Annotated in this window: 17 protein-coding genes; 8 read left to right on the top strand and 9 right to left on the bottom strand. The window is 68.5% G+C overall.

Annotation, left to right across the window (positions count from 1 at the left end):
* Positions 1-6: 6 nt before the first annotated feature.
* Both WS57_RS06210 and WS57_RS06205 read right to left on the bottom strand, forming a co-directional pair.
* Entirely contained in the window at positions 7-873 is an 867-nt protein-coding gene (locus tag WS57_RS06210) for an SDR family NAD(P)-dependent oxidoreductase (protein ID WP_069243897.1), read from the bottom strand.
* 41 nt (positions 874-914) lie between these two features.
* A complete protein-coding gene (locus WS57_RS06205; RefSeq protein WP_069243896.1) occupies positions 915-1,415 on the bottom strand; it encodes a nuclear transport factor 2 family protein in 501 nt (166 codons plus the stop codon).
* A gap of 184 nt (positions 1,416-1,599) precedes the next feature.
* On the opposite strand from WS57_RS06205, the gene WS57_RS06200 reads away from it, so the two are divergent.
* Both WS57_RS06200 and WS57_RS06195 read left to right on the top strand, forming a co-directional pair.
* Entirely contained in the window at positions 1,600-2,094 is a 495-nt protein-coding gene (locus WS57_RS06200; protein ID WP_059517150.1) for a nuclear transport factor 2 family protein, read from the top strand.
* A gap of 53 nt (positions 2,095-2,147) precedes the next feature.
* Positions 2,148-2,864, top strand: coding sequence for an EthD domain-containing protein (locus WS57_RS06195; protein WP_069243895.1), 717 nt, complete (start codon positions 2,148-2,150; stop codon positions 2,862-2,864).
* A 97-nt stretch (positions 2,865-2,961) separates the two neighbouring features.
* On the opposite strand, the gene WS57_RS06190 is transcribed toward WS57_RS06195, so the two are convergent.
* Positions 2,962-4,416: a DEAD/DEAH box helicase gene (locus tag WS57_RS06190; protein WP_069243894.1), complete on the bottom strand. Its 1,455-nt coding sequence runs from the start codon at positions 4,414-4,416 to the stop codon at positions 2,962-2,964.
* Between the two features lie 194 nt (positions 4,417-4,610).
* Here WS57_RS06190 and WS57_RS06185 point away from each other — a divergent pair, with 194 nt between their 5' ends.
* The 3 genes from WS57_RS06185 (at position 4,611) to WS57_RS06175 (ending at position 6,651) form a co-directional block, all read left to right on the top strand.
* Positions 4,611-5,249, top strand: coding sequence for a helix-turn-helix transcriptional regulator (locus WS57_RS06185; RefSeq protein ID WP_059605693.1), 639 nt, complete (start codon positions 4,611-4,613; stop codon positions 5,247-5,249).
* Between the two features lie 51 nt (positions 5,250-5,300).
* Positions 5,301-6,281 carry a threo-3-hydroxy-L-aspartate ammonia-lyase gene (locus tag WS57_RS06180; RefSeq protein WP_059605692.1) on the top strand — a complete coding sequence of 327 codons (981 nt, stop codon included), beginning with the start codon at positions 5,301-5,303 and terminating at the stop codon, positions 6,279-6,281.
* Positions 6,282-6,402: 121 nt separating this feature from the next.
* Positions 6,403-6,651 (top strand): hypothetical protein, encoded by a 249-nt coding sequence (locus WS57_RS06175; protein ID WP_009692804.1) that lies wholly within the window; start codon positions 6,403-6,405, stop codon positions 6,649-6,651.
* Between the two features lie 64 nt (positions 6,652-6,715).
* Here WS57_RS06175 and WS57_RS06170 read toward each other — a convergent pair whose 3' ends face one another.
* From WS57_RS06170 to WS57_RS06150, 5 genes are all read right to left on the bottom strand, one after another.
* Entirely contained in the window at positions 6,716-7,540 is an 825-nt protein-coding gene (locus WS57_RS06170; protein WP_059517162.1) for an SDR family NAD(P)-dependent oxidoreductase, read from the bottom strand.
* A gap of 1 nt (position 7,541) precedes the next feature.
* Positions 7,542-8,417, bottom strand: a complete 876-nt coding sequence (locus WS57_RS06165; RefSeq protein ID WP_069244345.1) for an SDR family NAD(P)-dependent oxidoreductase — start codon at positions 8,415-8,417, stop codon at positions 7,542-7,544.
* Between the two features lie 30 nt (positions 8,418-8,447).
* Positions 8,448-9,440 (bottom strand): NADP-dependent oxidoreductase, encoded by a 993-nt coding sequence (locus tag WS57_RS06160; protein ID WP_059605689.1) that lies wholly within the window; start codon positions 9,438-9,440, stop codon positions 8,448-8,450.
* A 74-nt stretch (positions 9,441-9,514) separates the two neighbouring features.
* A complete protein-coding gene (locus WS57_RS06155) occupies positions 9,515-10,147 on the bottom strand; it encodes a Dabb family protein (protein WP_059517171.1) in 633 nt (210 codons plus the stop codon).
* Entirely contained in the window at positions 10,137-10,481 is a 345-nt protein-coding gene (locus WS57_RS06150; RefSeq protein ID WP_069243893.1) for a hypothetical protein, read from the bottom strand. Before WS57_RS06150 ends, WS57_RS06155 begins: the two co-directional genes overlap by 11 nt.
* A 172-nt stretch (positions 10,482-10,653) precedes the next feature.
* Between WS57_RS06150 and WS57_RS06145 the strand changes: the two genes are divergently transcribed.
* Both WS57_RS06145 and WS57_RS06140 read left to right on the top strand, forming a co-directional pair.
* A complete protein-coding gene (locus WS57_RS06145) occupies positions 10,654-11,757 on the top strand; it encodes a helix-turn-helix domain-containing protein (RefSeq protein ID WP_081337584.1) in 1,104 nt (367 codons plus the stop codon).
* A complete protein-coding gene (locus WS57_RS06140; protein WP_009694279.1) occupies positions 11,748-12,386 on the top strand; it encodes a class I SAM-dependent methyltransferase in 639 nt (212 codons plus the stop codon). The genes WS57_RS06145 and WS57_RS06140 overlap by 10 nt, the downstream gene beginning before the upstream one ends.
* A 51-nt stretch (positions 12,387-12,437) precedes the next feature.
* Here the strand turns inward: WS57_RS06140 and WS57_RS06135 are convergent, their stop codons facing one another.
* A complete protein-coding gene (locus tag WS57_RS06135) occupies positions 12,438-13,793 on the bottom strand; it encodes a hypothetical protein (RefSeq protein ID WP_069243892.1) in 1,356 nt (451 codons plus the stop codon).
* A gap of 352 nt (positions 13,794-14,145) precedes the next feature.
* On the opposite strand from WS57_RS06135, the gene acnB reads away from it, so the two are divergent.
* Complete coding sequence (gene acnB, locus WS57_RS06130; RefSeq protein ID WP_009694282.1) at positions 14,146-16,731, top strand: bifunctional aconitate hydratase 2/2-methylisocitrate dehydratase; 2,586 nt, start codon at positions 14,146-14,148, stop codon at positions 16,729-16,731.
* Positions 16,732-16,949 lie beyond the last annotated feature (218 nt).

Here is a 16,949-nt window from a genome sequence, read left to right as displayed (position 1 = left end):
CGCCCCTTATGCGACGATCGCCGGATGCGCCTGCACGGGGCCGCCGAGCAGTTCGCGATACGACGGCGGCTGCCTGCCGTCGAGATCCGCGATCCCGTATCGCAGCGCCGCTTCCGCACCGACCAGCACCTGTCCCGACAGCGCCATGCGCTGCGGATCTTCATGGATCGCATGGATCACGCGGCCGGTGAACTCCGGGCTTTCGGCGACCAGCGAGAATTCCTTGTACAGGTCGGGATGCTCGTCCCACACGCGTGTCGTGCGCTCGGTGCGCAGCGGTCCCATCCAGATCGACACGGCCGCGACGTCGTACGGCTTCAGGTCGACCGCCATATCCTTCGCGAACTTGTCGACGCCGCTCTTCTGCGCGCCATACGCGGCGCCGTGCATGTAGCAGCTCGCGCCGAACGAGGACGTGAACGCGATCAGCCCGCTGCGGCGCTTCGCCATCAGCGGCGCCGCATGCCAGCTCGCGACGTAGGCCGAGCGCAGCCCGACGTCGAGGATCTTCACGAGGTCGAGCGACTTCTCCCAGAACGGGCCCGGCAGGATCAGCTGGTCGTGCAGATAGGTCGCGTTGTTGACGAGGATGTCGAGCCGTCCGCTGTCGCGCCCGACGCGTTCGAACAGCGCCTCGACCTGCGCGTCGTCCGCGTGATCGCAGGCCACCGCGATGCCGCGGCCGCCGAGCGCGTCGATCTCGCGCGCGGTGTCGTGGATCGTGCCCGGCAGCGGCGCATCGCCGTCCTTCTGCGAGCGCCCCGTCACGTAGACGGTCATGCCGGCCGCGCCGAGCGCGCGGGCGATGCCCTTGCCCGCGCCGCGCGACGCGCCCGTCACGACGGCCACCGGCGCGTGCTGGTTCTGTGTCATGTTCGATGTCTCCTGTGGATCGGTATGGGGCGACGCGCCGCTCAGGCGGCCGGCGGCTGCACGCCGGCGAACAGCACGCCCGGCGCGTCGCCTGCGTAGCGGGCCGACAGCGTAGACGTGACGACGCAGCGCGTGCCCGCGATCTTCCATTCGCCGTCGACCTTCCGGTATTCGTCGTCGTAGTACGCGCCGAGCTGCGTGAGCGTGCGCGCGGCCGTGTCGATCATCTGATAGTGCAGCCCCCACGTGCCGCGCGCATGCGTGTCGTCGAGCACGGTGATGTCGGGGTTCACGCCGTGGTGCATCTCGACGATGTGCGGGTGGCAGCCGAGCCGCGTGAAGATCTCGACCAGCGCGTCGCGGTTGTCGAACCTGCCGATGCGGCCATAGTCGATCTGCACGGTGCCGGGCGCGAAGCAGTCGCGCATGCCTTGCGGGTCCTTCCGGTCGCAGCAGGTGAAGTAGCGCGCCTTCAGCCGGCGGATCGCGTCGGCGTCCTCGAGTCTGCGCATGCGTGTCTCGATGCGTTCGATGGGGGTCATGCCGTCTCCTTGGATTCGATCGCGCGGATCGTCGGCCGCGTCGACGCCACGTTACCGCCGCGTACCGCGCCGGCCATCACCCGTTCGGACGACACCGACGTACGGCACGGCGTTCGTCCGAACAGACGATGTGATGCGGGCGGCTTCGTTCCTACCATCGAACGACCTCACCACGAGACCGACGATGGACGACACGACCCGCACGCTCCATGAATACGAGCAGATCCGCCAGCTCAAGTACCGATATTTCCGCGCGGTCGATACGCACGACTGGTCGCTGCTCGCGCAATGCCTGACCGAGGATTGCGAAGCGCGCCTGTACGGCGGCCGGTATGCATACGACGGGCGTGACGCATTCGTATCGAGCCTGCGCGCGCTGATCGGCAAGCCGACCTTCCTGACAATGCATCACGGCCATCATCCGGAGCTCACGCTGGTGTCCGCCGATCATGCGTGCGGCGTGTGGTTCCTCGAGGACCACGCAATCAATCTCGAGGATAACTACCTGTTGCACGGCACCGCGTTCTACGACGACCAGTACGTGAAGCGCGACGGCGTGTGGCGCATCCACGCGACGCGTCACGAGCGCCTGTTCGAGACGGTCACGTCGCCGATTCCGCCGTCGTTCTCGCTGACGGCAAACCGCTTCGCGGCCGGCGCGCAGATCGTCGCGCCCTGACCCACCCGGCGGCCATGCGGTCGTCCCCGCCATTCCTCTCTGGAGCCGGAATCATGGAAAAAGTCATTTACGTGCTGTGGCGCGACGCGCAGATCGAGCCCGATCGATGGAGCCGCACGCTGCGCGCGCAGCTCGCCGACAGGCTGCTGTCGCTCGGCGCGCACGGCGTGCAGGTCAACGTCGCCGATGCCGACGTCGCGCCGGCCGCGGGCCTGAAGCAGACCAATACGCATCCGGGCATCGACGGCATCGTCGCGGTGTGGCTCGACAGCGCGAACGCGATGTTTCGCCAGCCGTTCGACGAGGCGGTGAGGGCGAGCGTCCCGCACATGGCCGCGTATCTCGTCACCGAATCGCAGCCGATTCCGAACACGCGCTTTCCGGCGCGCGCCGGCGAACGCACCAGCGGCTTCTCGCAGCTCGCGTTCCTGAAGCGGCCGCCGCGCCTTACGCACGAAGCGTGGCTCGACGTGTGGCACTGCCATCACACGCGTGTCGCGATCGATACGCAGGACAATTTCCTGTATGTGCAGAACGTCGTTGTGCGCGCGCTCACGCATGCGGCGCCCGGCTACGATGCGATCGTCGAGGAATGCTTCCCGGCCGCCGCGATGACCGATCCGCACGCATTCTTCGATGCCGTCGGCGACGAAGCGAAGTTCCAGCGCAACGTGGCCGAGATGATGGACAGCTGCGCGCGCTTCATCGATTTCGACAAGATCGACGTGGTGCCGACGAGCCAGTACGTCGTGAAGGCGGTGCGCGGGTAGGTGTAGCGGTCGAGACCGCGCACGCGGGTGTGCGCGGTCGGCTGCGAGCCGCAAGCCGCCAGCCCGTTCAGGCGCTGATGGCTTGCGTACGCGCGGATCAGGGCTGGCGCTTGCCGCGTCCGCCAGCCGGTTTGCCGGCCGGCTTGCGTGAACCCGCGGCGGGCTTGCCGGCGGGTTTGCCGGAGGGCTTGCCGGCGGGTTTGCCGCGAGGCTTCTGCACGCTGAACGGACTGCCCTTCAATACGTCCGGGATCGCGGCCGCCGGCTTGCGCTTGTTGTCGCCATTGCCGCCGTGCGGGTGCGCCTTCTTGCCGGACGCCTTCGGCGCAGCCGGTGCGGCTTGCGGCAGCTTGGGCTTCTTCGGCTTCTTGGGTTTCTTGACGATCTGGCCCGTCGCGCTGGTTTGCGGCACGCGGTGTTCGGCTTCGAAACCCGGCTCCTCCTCGCGCGGCAGCGTTTGCCGGATCAGCGCCTCGATTGCGGCCAGTTGCGGCGCTTCGTCGGCACACACGAGCGACACCGCCACGCCGCTGGCGCCCGCGCGGCCGGTACGGCCGATGCGATGCACATAGTCCTGCGCGACGATCGGCAGATCGACGTTGATCACCAGCGGCAGGTCGTCGATATCGAGGCCGCGCGCCGCCACGTCGGTGGCGACCAGCATGCTGACCTCGCGCTGCTTGAAGCGCTCCAGCGCGCGCAGGCGCGCGGGTTGCGGCTTGTCGCCGTGGATCGTGTCGACCGCATAGCCCGCTTCGTCCAGCCTCGCCGCGAGGTAATCGACGCCGCTGCGGGTCTTGACGAACACCAGCGCGTGATCCCAGTTGTTTTCGGCAACGAGATGCATGAACAGCTCGGGCTTGTTGCGCTTGTCTACCGTCACCACCCACTGCCGGATCTTGCTGGCCGTCGCATTGGGCGGGCTGACGCTGATATTGACCGGCGCGCGCAGAATGTTGGCCGCCATCGCGCGGATATCGTCGGTAAACGTCGCCGAGAACAGCAGGGTCTGGCGTCGCGCGGGCAGCGCCGCAAACACGGCATCGAGTTCACGCGCAAACCCGAGGTCCAGCATGCGGTCGGCTTCGTCGAGCACCAGCGTCTGGACCTGGTCGAACTGCACCGCGTTCTGGCGATTCAGATCGAGCAGGCGGCCGGGCGTGGCGACCAGCACGTCGACGCCCTTGCGCAGCTTCATCATCTGCGGGTTGATGCTCACGCCGCCATACGCGGCCAGGAAGCGCAGGTCGAGCCCCTTGCCGTACGCGACGAAGCTTTGCAGCACCTGTTCGGCCAGTTCGCGCGTCGGCACGAGCACCAGCACGCGCGCGCGGTTGCTCGACACCGCCGGGCCGTGCTGCACCAGCCGCTGCAGCAGCGGCAGCGCAAAGCCGGCCGTCTTGCCGGTGCCGGTCTGCGCCGCGGCCATCACGTCCTGGCCGCCGAGCACGGCGGGAATCGCCTTGGCCTGCACCGGCGTGGGTGTCTGGTAATTGAGGTCCTGCAGGTTGCGCAGCAGCGGACCGATCAGGCCAAGCGAAGCAAAAGACATGGACGTATTCCGGGCTAAAAACCGCAATTCTAGCGTTACCGGGCGAACCGCCGTGCGCGGTTCCGATCCATCCGCACCCGTCGAAAGCGCAATCGCGAGCGGCCGGTTCCCGTGTTCGCCACAAACCAAACAAAACGTCTATAATTGGAAAATCCGTCAACTAGCATTCTCTCTCCGATCGCCCCGAACACGCGATGACCCGATCCCGTAAAAAAGCGCAGTCCGAACAGGCCTCGCTGATCGAGCAGGTGCAGCGCATCGCCGAAGGGCTCGGCGCGATGTTCGCGCCGTTCACCGAGGTCGTCGTGCACGACCTGCGCTCGCCGCAACATGCGATTCTCGCGATTCACAACAACCTGTCCGGGCGCGCGGTCGGCGATCCGGCGACGGAACTCGGCCTCGCCCGCATCGCCGACGACGATTTCCCCGCCGTGCTGGCGAACTACCCGAACCGCTTCGCGGACGGCCGCACCGCGAAAAGCACGTCGATCGGCATCAAGGATTCGTCCGGGCGCTACGTCGCCGCGCTGTGCCTGAATGCCGACACGACGCTGTTCCGCGCTTTCCAGGGCATCCTGAACCAGTTCTGCAGCGCGGACGGCGTGCCGGTCGCGGAAACGCTCGATCCGGCCGGCGCGGACACGCTGCGGCAGCGCATCGACGCGTTCGCGGCCCGCCTCGCGACGACGCCGCGCGAACTGAAGACCGAGCAGCGCCGCGAACTGATGCAGACGCTGAAGGCGGACGGCTTTCTCGACGTGCGGCGCGCGATGGAGATCGTGTCGCAGCATCTGGGCGTATCGCGCGCGACGGTGTACAACGATGCGAAATGACGTGCGTGCGCGCTGCGCATGTTGACCGACCTTTTCAGACGAGCAGACCCGATGAACTCATTGCCTCTCCCCACGTTCGACGATGTCGCCGCCGCAGCAGCGAGAATCGCAGGCCATGCCCGCCGCACGCCCGTGATGACGTCGCGGACCGTCGACGAAGCGCTCGGCGCGCAGGTGTTCTTCAAGTGCGAGAACCTGCAGCGCATGGGCGCGTTCAAGTTCCGCGGCGCGTTCAACGCGCTGTCGCGCCTCGATGCCGGGCAGCGCCGCAACGGCGTCGTCGCGTTCTCGTCGGGCAATCATGCGCAGGCGATCGCGCTGTCGGCGCGCATCCTCGGCATCCCGGCCACGATCGTGATGCCGCAGGATGCGCCGGCCGCGAAGATCGCCGCGACGCGCGGCTACGGCGGCCAGGTCGTGACCTACGATCGCTACACGGAAGATCGCGAGCAGATCGGGCGCGATCTCGCGCAACGGCACGGGCTCACGCTGATCCCGCCGTACGACCACCCCGACGTGATCGCGGGCCAGGGCACCGCGGCGCTGGAACTGTTCGACGAAGTCGGGCCGCTCGACGCGGTGTTCACGCCGCTCGGCGGCGGCGGGCTGCTGTCGGGCACCGCGCTCGCGACGCGCGCGCTGTCGCCGCACGCGCGGCTGTACGGCGTCGAGCCCGAAGCCGGCAACGACGGCCAGCAATCGTTCCGCGCCGGCTCGATCGTCCATATCGACACGCCGCGCACGATCGCCGACGGCGCGCAGACCCAGCATCTCGGCCAGCTCACGTTCCCGATCATCCGTCGCGACGTCGACGACATCCTCACCGCGACCGACGACGAGCTCGTCGACTGCATGCGCTTCTTCGCATCGCGTATGAAGATTGTCGTCGAGCCGACCGGCTGCCTGTCGTTCGCCGCCGCGCGACGGATGAAGGACGCGCTGAAAGGCAAGCGCATCGGCGTGCTGATCAGCGGCGGCAACGTCGATCTCGACAACTTCTGCGCGCTCGCGGGCGCTCAACCGCAGGCCTGAGCGCCGCGTCGGCGGCACACGGCGCGCGGCGCGCGGCGTTCGGTTCGAGCCCTTCATGGCGCGTTAAGGTTCACGGCCTAGACTGAATGCGTCGTCCCGCATCTGTCGTGAAGGAGTTGCCATGAATACGCACGCGATCGTCGCCGCCGCCCTGACGGCCGTTTCCCTTTCGGCGTTCGCTCAACCGGGCGCGACGTCGTCCGGCGCTGCGTTCGCGCCACCGCACGATGACGTCGCGCGGGCGACCCATCGCTCGCCCGGCGCACTGCCCGCCGCCGGTTTCGTGTTCGCGAAGATCGATCAGAACAATACGCCGCCCGATCGCGGCAGCGACCCGGACGGACGCACACGCTCGGGCTCGCGGCTGTAACGGCGCGCGCAAACGACCGCCCTTGCCCGTCGCCCACGCTGGTCGCCCACGCCGGTCGCTCAGGTCAAAACGCCGGCAGCGACGGATCGCGCGCGGCGAGGATGTCGTCGGTGCGCCGCTGCAGCGCGCCGTCGATCGTCTCGGGCTGCGGAATCAGCCAGTAGCGCCCTGCGCGGATCCCGTCGAACACGCGCTCGGCGAATGCGTCGGGCGTCAGCCCGTGTGCGTTCAACATCGTGCGCATCGTGTCGACGAATCCGCGCACCTCGGGCCGATCGCGCGCGTCGCCGAACGGATCGTTGAAGATGCCCGTCAGCACCGGGCCCGGCGCAAGCAGCGACACGCCGACCGGCGCGCCGAGCATTTTCAGTTCGCCGTACAGCGATTCCGTCAGCGCGACCACCGCGAATTTCGTCGCCGAATAAGGCGACATCAGCGGGCTCGGCAGGAAGCCGCCGACCGACGCCGTGTTGACGATGCGCGCCGGCGCATTGCGCGCGAGCATGCGCGGCACGAAGCTGCGCACGCCGTTCATCACGCCGTGCACGTTGATCGCGAAGCTGCGCTCGAAACGTTCCGGCGTGATTTCCCAGCTGAAGCCGGTCGCCATCACGCCCGCGTTGTTGAACAGCAGATCGACGCCGCCGAAGCGCTGCCACGCGGCTTGCGCAAGCGCATCGACGGCTTCGGGCCGGCTCACGTCGGTCGGCACGCACAGCACGTCGGCATCGAGCGTCGCGGCAAACGCGTCGAGCGCGGCCGGATCGAGGTCGGCCAGCACGACGCGCATGCCAAGGGCGGCCGCGCGCCGCGCGAGCCCGCTGCCGATGCCGCTGGCCGCGCCGGTAATCACGGCGGTGCCGCCGTCGAAGCGAAGCGAAGCGCTCATGTCAAAGTCCTGTCGGGTCGATGTGGGGATGCGCATAAGCGGGAATCGGCGGCGGCGGCAGCGGCGTGCGTCCGTCGAGCGAACGCACCGCGAGCCCGTGCGCGAGCGGGAAATGCAGGCTGTGCGCGATCAGGCCCGTGCGTTCGCGCGCCGGCGCGCTGCACAGCGCGAGCGCCGTTTCGGCGAGATACGCGACGTCCTCGGTCGGATAGCCTTCGGGGATGTATCGCGCGGTGCCCGGCGTGCGGATCGCGGTGCTGGGCGCGACCAGGTTCACCGCGATGCCGTCCGCTTCGAGTTCGGCCGCGAGGCCCTGCGTGAAGCGCGACAGCGCGGCCTTGACCGCCGCATAGACGGTCGCGCCGCCGGCCCGCGCGAAGTCGTCGAACGGCCGCAGTGGCGGCAGCGCGGTGACCGAGCCGATGTTCACGATCCAGCCCGCGCCGCGGGCGCGCATCAGCGGAATCGCCGCCTGCGACAGCACGAACGGAATGCGCAGGTAATGGTCGACGGTCGTGTCGAACATCGCTGCCGGCATCGCGTCCACGCAGGCGTAATCGGCGACGCCCGCGTTGTTGACGAGAATGTCGAGACCGCCAGCCGCCTGCGCCGCGCGCGCGACGAGCGCATCGCGTTCGGCCGCGTTCGACAGGTCGGCCGCGAGCGGAATCGCGCGGCCGCCGGCCTGCTCGATCAGCGCGACCGTTTCGGCGAGCGTGCCGGCGACGCTCGCCGCTTGCGCGAGGCTGCGCGCCGTCACGACGACGGTCGCGCCTTCGGACGCGAGCCGCTGCGCGATCGCGCGGCCGATGCCGCGGCTCGCGCCGGTCACGAGCGCGCATTTGCCGGCCAGAAGCGGGGTTCGGGGGTCGGTCATCATGTCTCCGGTGAGGGTCTGGCAGGCGGTTCAGCCTGCGATATCCGCAACTTGCAGCACGAGCTTCGCTTTCGCCTCGCCCGTTTGAACGAGATCGAGCGCGCGCGCCGCCTGTTCGAGCGGGAAACGGTCGAAACGCGGCACGCGCAGCGCGTGCCGCGCGAGGCGCCGTGCGATCTTCGCGAGCGTGTCGCCGCTCGGCATCCGGCTGTAGGTCATCGCGGTACGCAGGCCGCGCCGCGCGGCTTCGGCGGCCGTCGTCGCGAGTCGTTCGGCGTCGCCGGCCGCGAGCGTCATGATGTTGACGAGCGTGCCGCCCGGCGCCAGCAGGTCGAGCGCATCGCGCAGCGTGTCGCCGCCAACCGCGTCGAGCACGAGGTCGACGCCGCCGGGCGCCCACGCGCGCACGGCCTGCGCGATATCGGCGGCCCGGTAGTCGATGCTCGCCGCGGCACCCAGCGCCTCGACGGTGTCGCGATTGCGCGCCGAGCATGTCGCGATGACGCGTGCGCCCGCCTGCGCGGCCAGCTGGATCGCAAAGGTGCCGACCGCACCCGCGCCGCCGTGGACCAGCACGGTCTGCCCCGCGCGCAGCCCGCCGTCGTCGAACAGGCCGGCCCATGCGGCCAGCGCGGGCGTCGGCACGGTGGCCGCCGCCGCGAAGCTCGTGTCGTCCGGCAAACGCACGACCGAGTCGTGACGCACCGCGACGTATTCCGCATACGCGCCCCATCGTCCCGCGCCGACGTCGGTCTGCGCGAACACGCGCATGCCCGGCGCGAACCCGTCGACGCCTGCGCCGACCGCCTCGACGATGCCGGCCGCGTCGAAGCCGATCACGAACGGAAACGTGTACTGCATGAACGCGCCGAGATAGCCTTCGCGGCATTTCCAGTCGGCGGGATTGACGCCCGCGTACGCGACGCGGATCAGCACGTCGCCGGGGCCCGGCCGTGGCACGGGGACGTCGGCCAGCCGCAGTGCGTCGGAATCGCCGACGCGGTCGATCAGAAGGGCTCGCATCGTGGGGTCTCCAGTTGGATGATTGCCGCTGCGCGATGCGCGGCGGATGGGCGCGCGGCGGTCGTTGCCGTGCGCTACGCCGCCGTGTCGGCCAGCAGGCTCGACGCGAGCGGACAGAACGCATGCGAGATCGCATCGACGGTCCAGTCGGGGCTTTCGGCGTCGAACCGGCGGTCGACCCAGCCCCAGTGATACGGGTGCATCAGGTATTCGCCGAGCAGATCGTCGAGGCGCGCGAACTCCTGCTGCCAGACGTGCGTCCACGCGCCCGGCGGCTCGATCCGGCTCAGGCGCCAGTTGCGGATGCCGCGCATGAACGCGGGCATCTGCAACAGTTCGCGCTCGAGCGCGGCCACCTGCGCATCGCTCGCCTGCGGCCGCACGCGTAGCATCAGCGTGCGCCAGACGCCGTCTCGCAGCGCCGGCGCGCGCATGCCGCCGCCGACCGGGCGGCACGCGGCCACCTCGATCCGCACGACGCCCGGCTGCTCGGCCAGCATCGCGAAGTGCGTCGCCGCGTCGCGCGCGCCGTCGTCGCGGACCAGGTCGAGCGTGTAGTCGCCCGCGCCCCAGCAGCCGGGTAGATTGCGCGCGAGCGCCACGCGCTTCACGCCGGCCAGCGACCGCGCGGTGTCGCGCAATGCGGACGCGACCGCATCCGCGTCGTGCTCCGCCGAAACGAAAACCTGCGCCGTGTCATGCCGCATGATCGAGCTCCGTCAGCGCGGGCAGCGGCGCGTTGGCGTCCGTCATCACGTGGCGACGACGCCCGTCGCACACCGCGTCGACGGCGGCCCAGAACGCGACCGTGTCGGCATCGGCCAGCGCGCGCATGCGGTAGTAGGACGGCGCGTCGGCGACGTGCCAGGTCAGCCACAGCGTGCTCGCGTGCCCGGGCACCGCGACAGGCGGCGACACCCAGCGCCCGGCCGCCGTCAGCCCGCGCGCCGCGTGACCCGGCAGATAGCGCTCGCGCAGCAGCGCAAGCACGTCGGCAATCCGCTCGGGCGCGAGCGTGATTTCGTCTACGATCTGGATCATGCGCGTGTCGTCTCCGTGGTCGTGCGTGGCGGCGGGCAGGATCGCCCTGCCTACGTCGTTCCGGCGAGGCCGCGGGCGGCCCGGCTGGATAGCATTCTTGCGTGGCGACCGCGAGCGGGCCCCTACCGGCCCGCTCAGCGCCCCCTGTCGCGACGATCAAAACGGGAGACTCATGAGACAGCGTGCCTTGCCGACCGGCGGCCGCGCGTTGCCGGGCTTCGGTGCGCGCCTTTTGCGCGAACTGACGCGCAGCGGCGCACCGCCCGCCGTGCGTACCGCCTCCGTGGCCGCACCTGCGGACGCCGCGACATCGGGCGGCTTCGTCGCGCTGTATCGCGACGCGATCGAACGGCTCGAAGCGCAGGTCGCGCGCGGCGACGGCCATCCGCCGATGCGCAAGCAGGAAGTCGATCTGATGTGCCGCTGCCTGCTGAGCTGCGCGACGCTGGCCGATGCGATCCGCTGTGCGGCCGAGTTCTGCGAGATGCTGCAGCCGCGCGCCGGCCGGCTGACGCTGACGGAGCGCGACGCACGCGCGGCGTTCCGGATGGATTCGCTGCGCCGCACGCGCAGCCCGGCCGCCTGCCTCGTCGACCTGACCGGGCTGTTCTGCTACCTGCAGTTGTTCGGCTGGCTGATCGGGCAGCCGCTGCGGCCGGCCGACGTCTGGCTCGGCCATCCGCGCCGCGACGATGCGGTGCCGCTGCTCGGGCTGTTCAACGCGCCGGTCGAGGTCGGCCGCAAGACCTACGGCTTCGGCTTCGACGCGGCGCTGCTCGAATCCCGCGTGATCCGGCGGCCGGCCGAACTCGATGCATTCGTCGTCGATTTTCCGTTTCGTCTGATCGATGCCGCGCCGGCCGTCGTGTCATGGACGCAGCAGGTGCGCGGTTTTGTCGAGGCGGCGCTCGCGCGCGAACAGGCGCTGCCGGCGTTTGCGGAACTGGCCGCGTGGCTCGGCGTCAGCGAAGCGACGCTGCGGCGCCGGCTCGCGGCCGAAGGCTGCGGCTATCACGCACTGCGCGAGCAGTGCCTGGCCGAGGCCGCGCGGCGCTGCCTGCGCGAATCCGACTGGCCGGTCGCGCGCATTGCCGCGCATCTCGGGTTCGGCGGCGAGGAGGCATTCCGGCGCGCGTTCGTGCGCTGGACGGGCGTGGCGCCGAGCCGGTTCAGGCGCGACTACGCCGGTTTGCCGCAGTTCGCTGACACGCGACACGCCGCTCGTCGGGACCAACCGGGCGAACCGCCGGCGCCCGGGAGACGCGCATGTCCGTGAACGTGAGCGGCACCGAAGGTTATGCGGAACAAGCGCCGATACTCGTCGAGCGATGGCGCGCCATCTCGTTTGCCGAGCACCATGCGCCGATTCTGCCGCTCGTTCCGAAAGCCCCGTGCCGCGTGCTCGACATCGGCGCCGGCATCGGCACCGACGCGGCCGGGTTCGCGGCAATGGGACATGCGGTCGTCGCGGTCGAACCGGTGGACGCGCTGCGCGCGGCCGGCATCGCGTTGCACCGGTCGGCCTCGATCGAGTGGCTCGACGACAGCCTGCCCGATCTGGCGGTGCTGCGCGCGAGACACGCGAGCTTCGATTGCGTGATGCTGTCGGCGGTGTGGATGCACCTCGACGCAGACGAGCGCCGCCGGGCGATGCCGAATGTCGCCGCACTGCTCGCCGACGGCGCGATGCTGGGAATGACGTTGCGCCACGGCCCGGTTCCGGATGGCAGAAGGATGTTCGACGTGTCGGCCGAGGAAACCGTGCAGCTGGCGCGCATGCACGGGTTGCGCGTGGCGATGAACGAGCGGACCGGATCGGTTCAGCGCGGCAACCGGCACATGGCGGTGATGTGGAGTCGGCTGGTTTTCGTCAAGGACGCGACAGGAAATCACGCGCGCGATTGAAGCTGCGACCGCGCAGTTTCGCCGACACGCAGCGATGTCTGCTGCCCGCCATCACTGCGCCAGATCGCTGACGTAAATCGCCGGATCGCGGTTCTCGAACTCGTTGCCCTTGTTCCAGTAGACGGCCTTCCTGTCCGCGTCGAATCCCAGCACGCCCAGATAGCCGGGAATGGCGAGCTTTTTCCAGTGACGGCCGCTATCGGTCGAGAAAAACACCCCGTTGCCTTCGATGTGCGCTGCCTTGCCCGTCAGCTGGGCGGTCGTGTGCGTGCTCATGGTGGTCACGAGTATGACCGGCCCGCTGACGTAGAAGCTGGTCTGCTGGTTGGGCCGGATCATCGTCGAAGCGGGAAGCGGCCAGAACGGATTCGGCAGATCGCCGAGCCTGTTCCACGAGCGGCCGTCTTGCCCGAGTTCGGCCAGCTCGTGGCCGGCATCGCTGCTGCGGCTCAACTCCGCCACCACGCGGCCCGCACCGTTGTCCTTCACCTTGAACAGGTAGAGCCCCGGCGTCGTGCGGATGTCGCCGACCTCCCAGCGCCCGTCGCGACGCGTCAACTGCGCTTCGCGCGTGAACGTCTGCAGCGTGCTCGTGCCGTCCCAGTAGCTCTGGCTGACCCACGCCGTTGCCTGACGATCGTTGAACTGGATCAAATGCGCCGCGGTGTCGCCGCCGCTTCCCGGCGTCTGGGGCAGCGTGCCGGACGGCGCGTCCCAAAGCCGCTCGGTGCCTTCGACCGCATCGGCGTGTGCGCCCTGATCGGAGGAATGGAAAAACCGTCCTTGTCCCGCGGCCCAGACATCGTTGCTGCCATGGAAGTACGGATCGAGGCTCCACGCCAGCCATTCCGCGTCGGCCATGAAACCGCCCGGAACGATCCGCCAGTCTTTACCGTGCTCGTCCGCACGGAAAACAGCCGTCTGAACTGGCCGGCCGTCGTTGCCTTCCGGCAGGTGGGCGCCGGTCAGCAGCAGCAGGCTCGTCTTGTCGGCGGAAGGCAGCGGGCACGCGTAGCCGCTGACATAGGCCATCGTGTGAAACACGCCATCGTCGCCGAGCCGCGAAACCTGCGAGACCTCACGCTCGCCGGTATCCGGGGTGGAACCGGCCGGCAACAGCGCGTCGAGATTGACGGCGTCCCGAAGCCGGGCCTTGTCGTCGTCGGACTCGCGCCGGCCGACCAGCCAGACGCTCCGCCCGACCGCCACCACACCCGTGCAGGCCTGCTCCATCGCACGCTGCCCGTCGTCGAGCGTCCGGCCCAGAATCCGTTGATTCGGCTCGCTTCCGCCTAGCTCGAGGTGGGCGCGCGTCAACCCCCATGCATAGGCGATCAGCAGCAGCGCGATCGGTATGGCGATGCCTAACCTGACAATGCTGACGATCGACCAACGGCTTTTTTTCATGACGATCCGTTAAGAAGGAAATGGGCGCCTGACGCCCGCCGGAAAACGGACGGCCCGAAGGACCGTGCCGGGCGTCGACTGTCGCTCGCAACGGCGCTTGTTGTACCGATTCGGTGCGTAGGTTACCAAATGCCGAACGGGCGACCTGCCAAGCCTCCCGAATGCCCCGCCCGACACACGCCCCAACCCGACACCGCCAGCCCCGCCGCCCCGCCTCTCAACTCTTATATAAGACATAAGATATTTGACGCTACAAGGCGTTGCGATTAGAATTCCCGTCGATGCAGTGCCTGGAACAGCCCGGAGTGCCTGAACGGCCTTCTCCTGAAACGCAACATCAGCAGGTCCCCCCATGCTTGAAAACTTTCGTGCTCACGTGGCCGCCCGCGCCGCGCTCGGTATTCCTCCCCTGCCGCTGACGGCTCAGCAGACCGCCGAACTGGTCGAACTGCTGACCAACCCGCCGGCCGGCGAAGAGCAGACGCTGCTCGACCTGATCACCCACCGCGTGCCCGCTGGCGTGGACGAAGCTGCCCGCGTGAAGGCCGGCTTCCTGGCCGCCGTCGCCAAGGGCGAAACCGCCTGCCCGCTGATCTCGCGCGCCCGCGCCACCGAACTGCTCGGCACGATGCTGGGCGGCTACAACATCCAGCCGCTGATCGAGCTGCTGTCCGACGCCGAAGTCGGCGCGACCGCCGCCGACGCGCTGAAGAAAACCCTGCTGATGTTCGACCAGTTCCATGACGTGAAGGAACTCGCCGACAAGGGCAATGCGAACGCGAAGGCCGTGATGCAGAGCTGGGCCGACGCCGAATGGTTCACGAGCCGTCCGGAAGTGCCGGAAAGCCTGACCATCACCGTCTTCAAGGTCACCGGCGAAACCAATACCGACGACCTGTCGCCGGCGCCGGACGCGACCACCCGCCCGGACATCCCGCTGCACGCGCTGGCGATGCTGAAGAACGCGCGCCCCGGCATCACGCCGGAAGAAGACGGCAAGCGCGGCCCGGTCAAGTTCATCGAATCGCTGAAGGAAAAGGGCCATCTGGTCGCCTACGTGGGCGACGTGGTCGGCACCGGCTCCTCGCGCAAGTCGGCCACCAACTCGGTGCTGTGGTTCACCGGCGAAGACATCCCCTACGTCCCGAACAAGCGTTTCGGCGGCGTGTGCCTCGGCGGCAAGATCGCCCCGATCTTCTACAACACGATGGAAGATGCCGGCGCGCTGCCGATCGAACTCGACGTGTCGAAGATGGAAATGGGCGACGTGGTCGAGCTGCGCCCGTACGAAGGCAAGGCGCTGAAGAACGGCGAAGTGATCGCCGAATTCCAGGTCAAGTCCGACGTGCTGTTCGACGAAGTGCGCGCCGGCGGCCGGATTCCGCTGATCGTCGGCCGCGGCCTGACCGCAAAGGCGCGTGAAGCGCTGGGCCTGCCGCCGTCGACGCTGTTCCGCCTGCCGCACCAGCCGGCCGACAGCGGCAAGGGCTTCTCGCTCGCGCAGAAGATGGTCGGCCGCGCATGCGGCCTGCCGGAAGGCCAGGGCGTCCGTCCGGGCACGTACTGCGAACCGAAGATGACCTCGGTCGGCTCGCAGGACACCACCGGCCCGATGACGCGCGACGAACTGAAGGATCTCGCCTGCCTCGGCTTCTCGGCCGACCTCGTGATGCAGTCGTTCTGCCACACCGCCGCCTATCCGAAGCCGGTGGACGTGAAGACGCACCAGACGCTGCCGAACTTCATCAGCACGCGCGGCGGCATCGCGCTGCGTCCGGGCGACGGCGTGATCCACTCGTGGCTGAACCGCATGCTGCTGCCCGACACCGTCGGCACCGGCGGCGACTCGCACACGCGCTTCCCGATCGGCATCAGCTTCCCGGCAGGTTCGGGCCTGGTCGCGTTCGCGGCCGCCACCGGCACGATGCCGCTCGACATGCCGGAATCGGTGCTGGTCCGCTTCAAGGGCAAGATGCAGCCGGGCGTCACGCTGCGCGATCTCGTCAACGCGATTCCGCTGTACGCGATCAAGCAAGGCATGCTGACGGTCGCGAAGCAGGGCAAGAAGAACATCTTCTCCGGCCGCATTCTCGAGATCGAAGGCCTGCCCGACCTGAAGGTCGAGCAAGCGTTCGAACTGTCCGATGCGTCGGCCGAGCGCTCGGCCGCCGGTTGCACGGTCCGCCTGAACAAGGAACCGATCATCGAGTACCTCAACAGCAACATCACGCTGCTGAAGTGGATGATCGCCGAAGGCTACCAGGATCCGCGCAGCCTGCAGCGCCGCATCGCGGCGATGGAGCAGTGGCTGGACGACCCGCAGCTGCTGGCGCCGGATGCCGACGCCGAATACGCGGCCGTCATCGAGATCGACCTCGCCGACATCCATGAGCCGATCGTCGCCTGCCCGAACGATCCGGACGACGTGAAGACGCTGTCCGACGTCGCCGGCGCGAAGATCGACGAAGTGTTCATCGGCTCGTGCATGACCAACATCGGTCACTTCCGCGCCGCGTCGAAGCTGCTGGAAGGCAAGCGCGACATTCCGGTCAAGCTGTGGGTCGCGCCGCCGACCAAGATGGACCAGAAGCAGCTGACCGAGGAAGGCCATTACGGCGTGTTCGGCACGGCCGGCGCACGTACCGAAATGCCGGGCTGCTCGCTGTGCATGGGCAACCAGGCACAGGTGCGCGAAGGCGCGACGGTGATGTCGACCTCGACCCGCAACTTCCCGAACCGCCTCGGCAAGAACACCAACGTGTATCTCGGCTCGGCGGAACTGGCGGCAATCTGCTCGCGTCTGGGCAAGATTCCGACGAAGGAAGAGTACATGGCCGATATCGGCGTGATCAACGCCAATGGCGACCAGATCTACAAGTACATGAACTTCGACCAGATCCAGGACTTCAAGGAAGTCGCCGACACCGTGCAGGTGTAAGCGGGTTGTCGCGCCGCGGCGAGTCATGCTCGCCGCGGCAAACCCGCCACGGCGCCGCAGGCTGAATGCCTGCGGCGCCGTTTTTCATGGTGCCGGCGACTCTCGTCGTAACGACAAGCCCTGCCGGCGCCCATTCATCAGACCTGAACCGGCTTTTTCCACGCGCCCCGGCACGAACCGGGCAACGCAGGCCCGCAATACGTGGTTTTTTCGCGCCG

The organism is Burkholderia pseudomultivorans (assembly GCF_001718415.1).
Taxonomy (GTDB): domain Bacteria; phylum Pseudomonadota; class Gammaproteobacteria; order Burkholderiales; family Burkholderiaceae; genus Burkholderia; species Burkholderia pseudomultivorans_A.
Note: the sequence above shows the minus strand (reverse complement) of the source record. Positions and strands in the feature narration are given on the sequence as shown.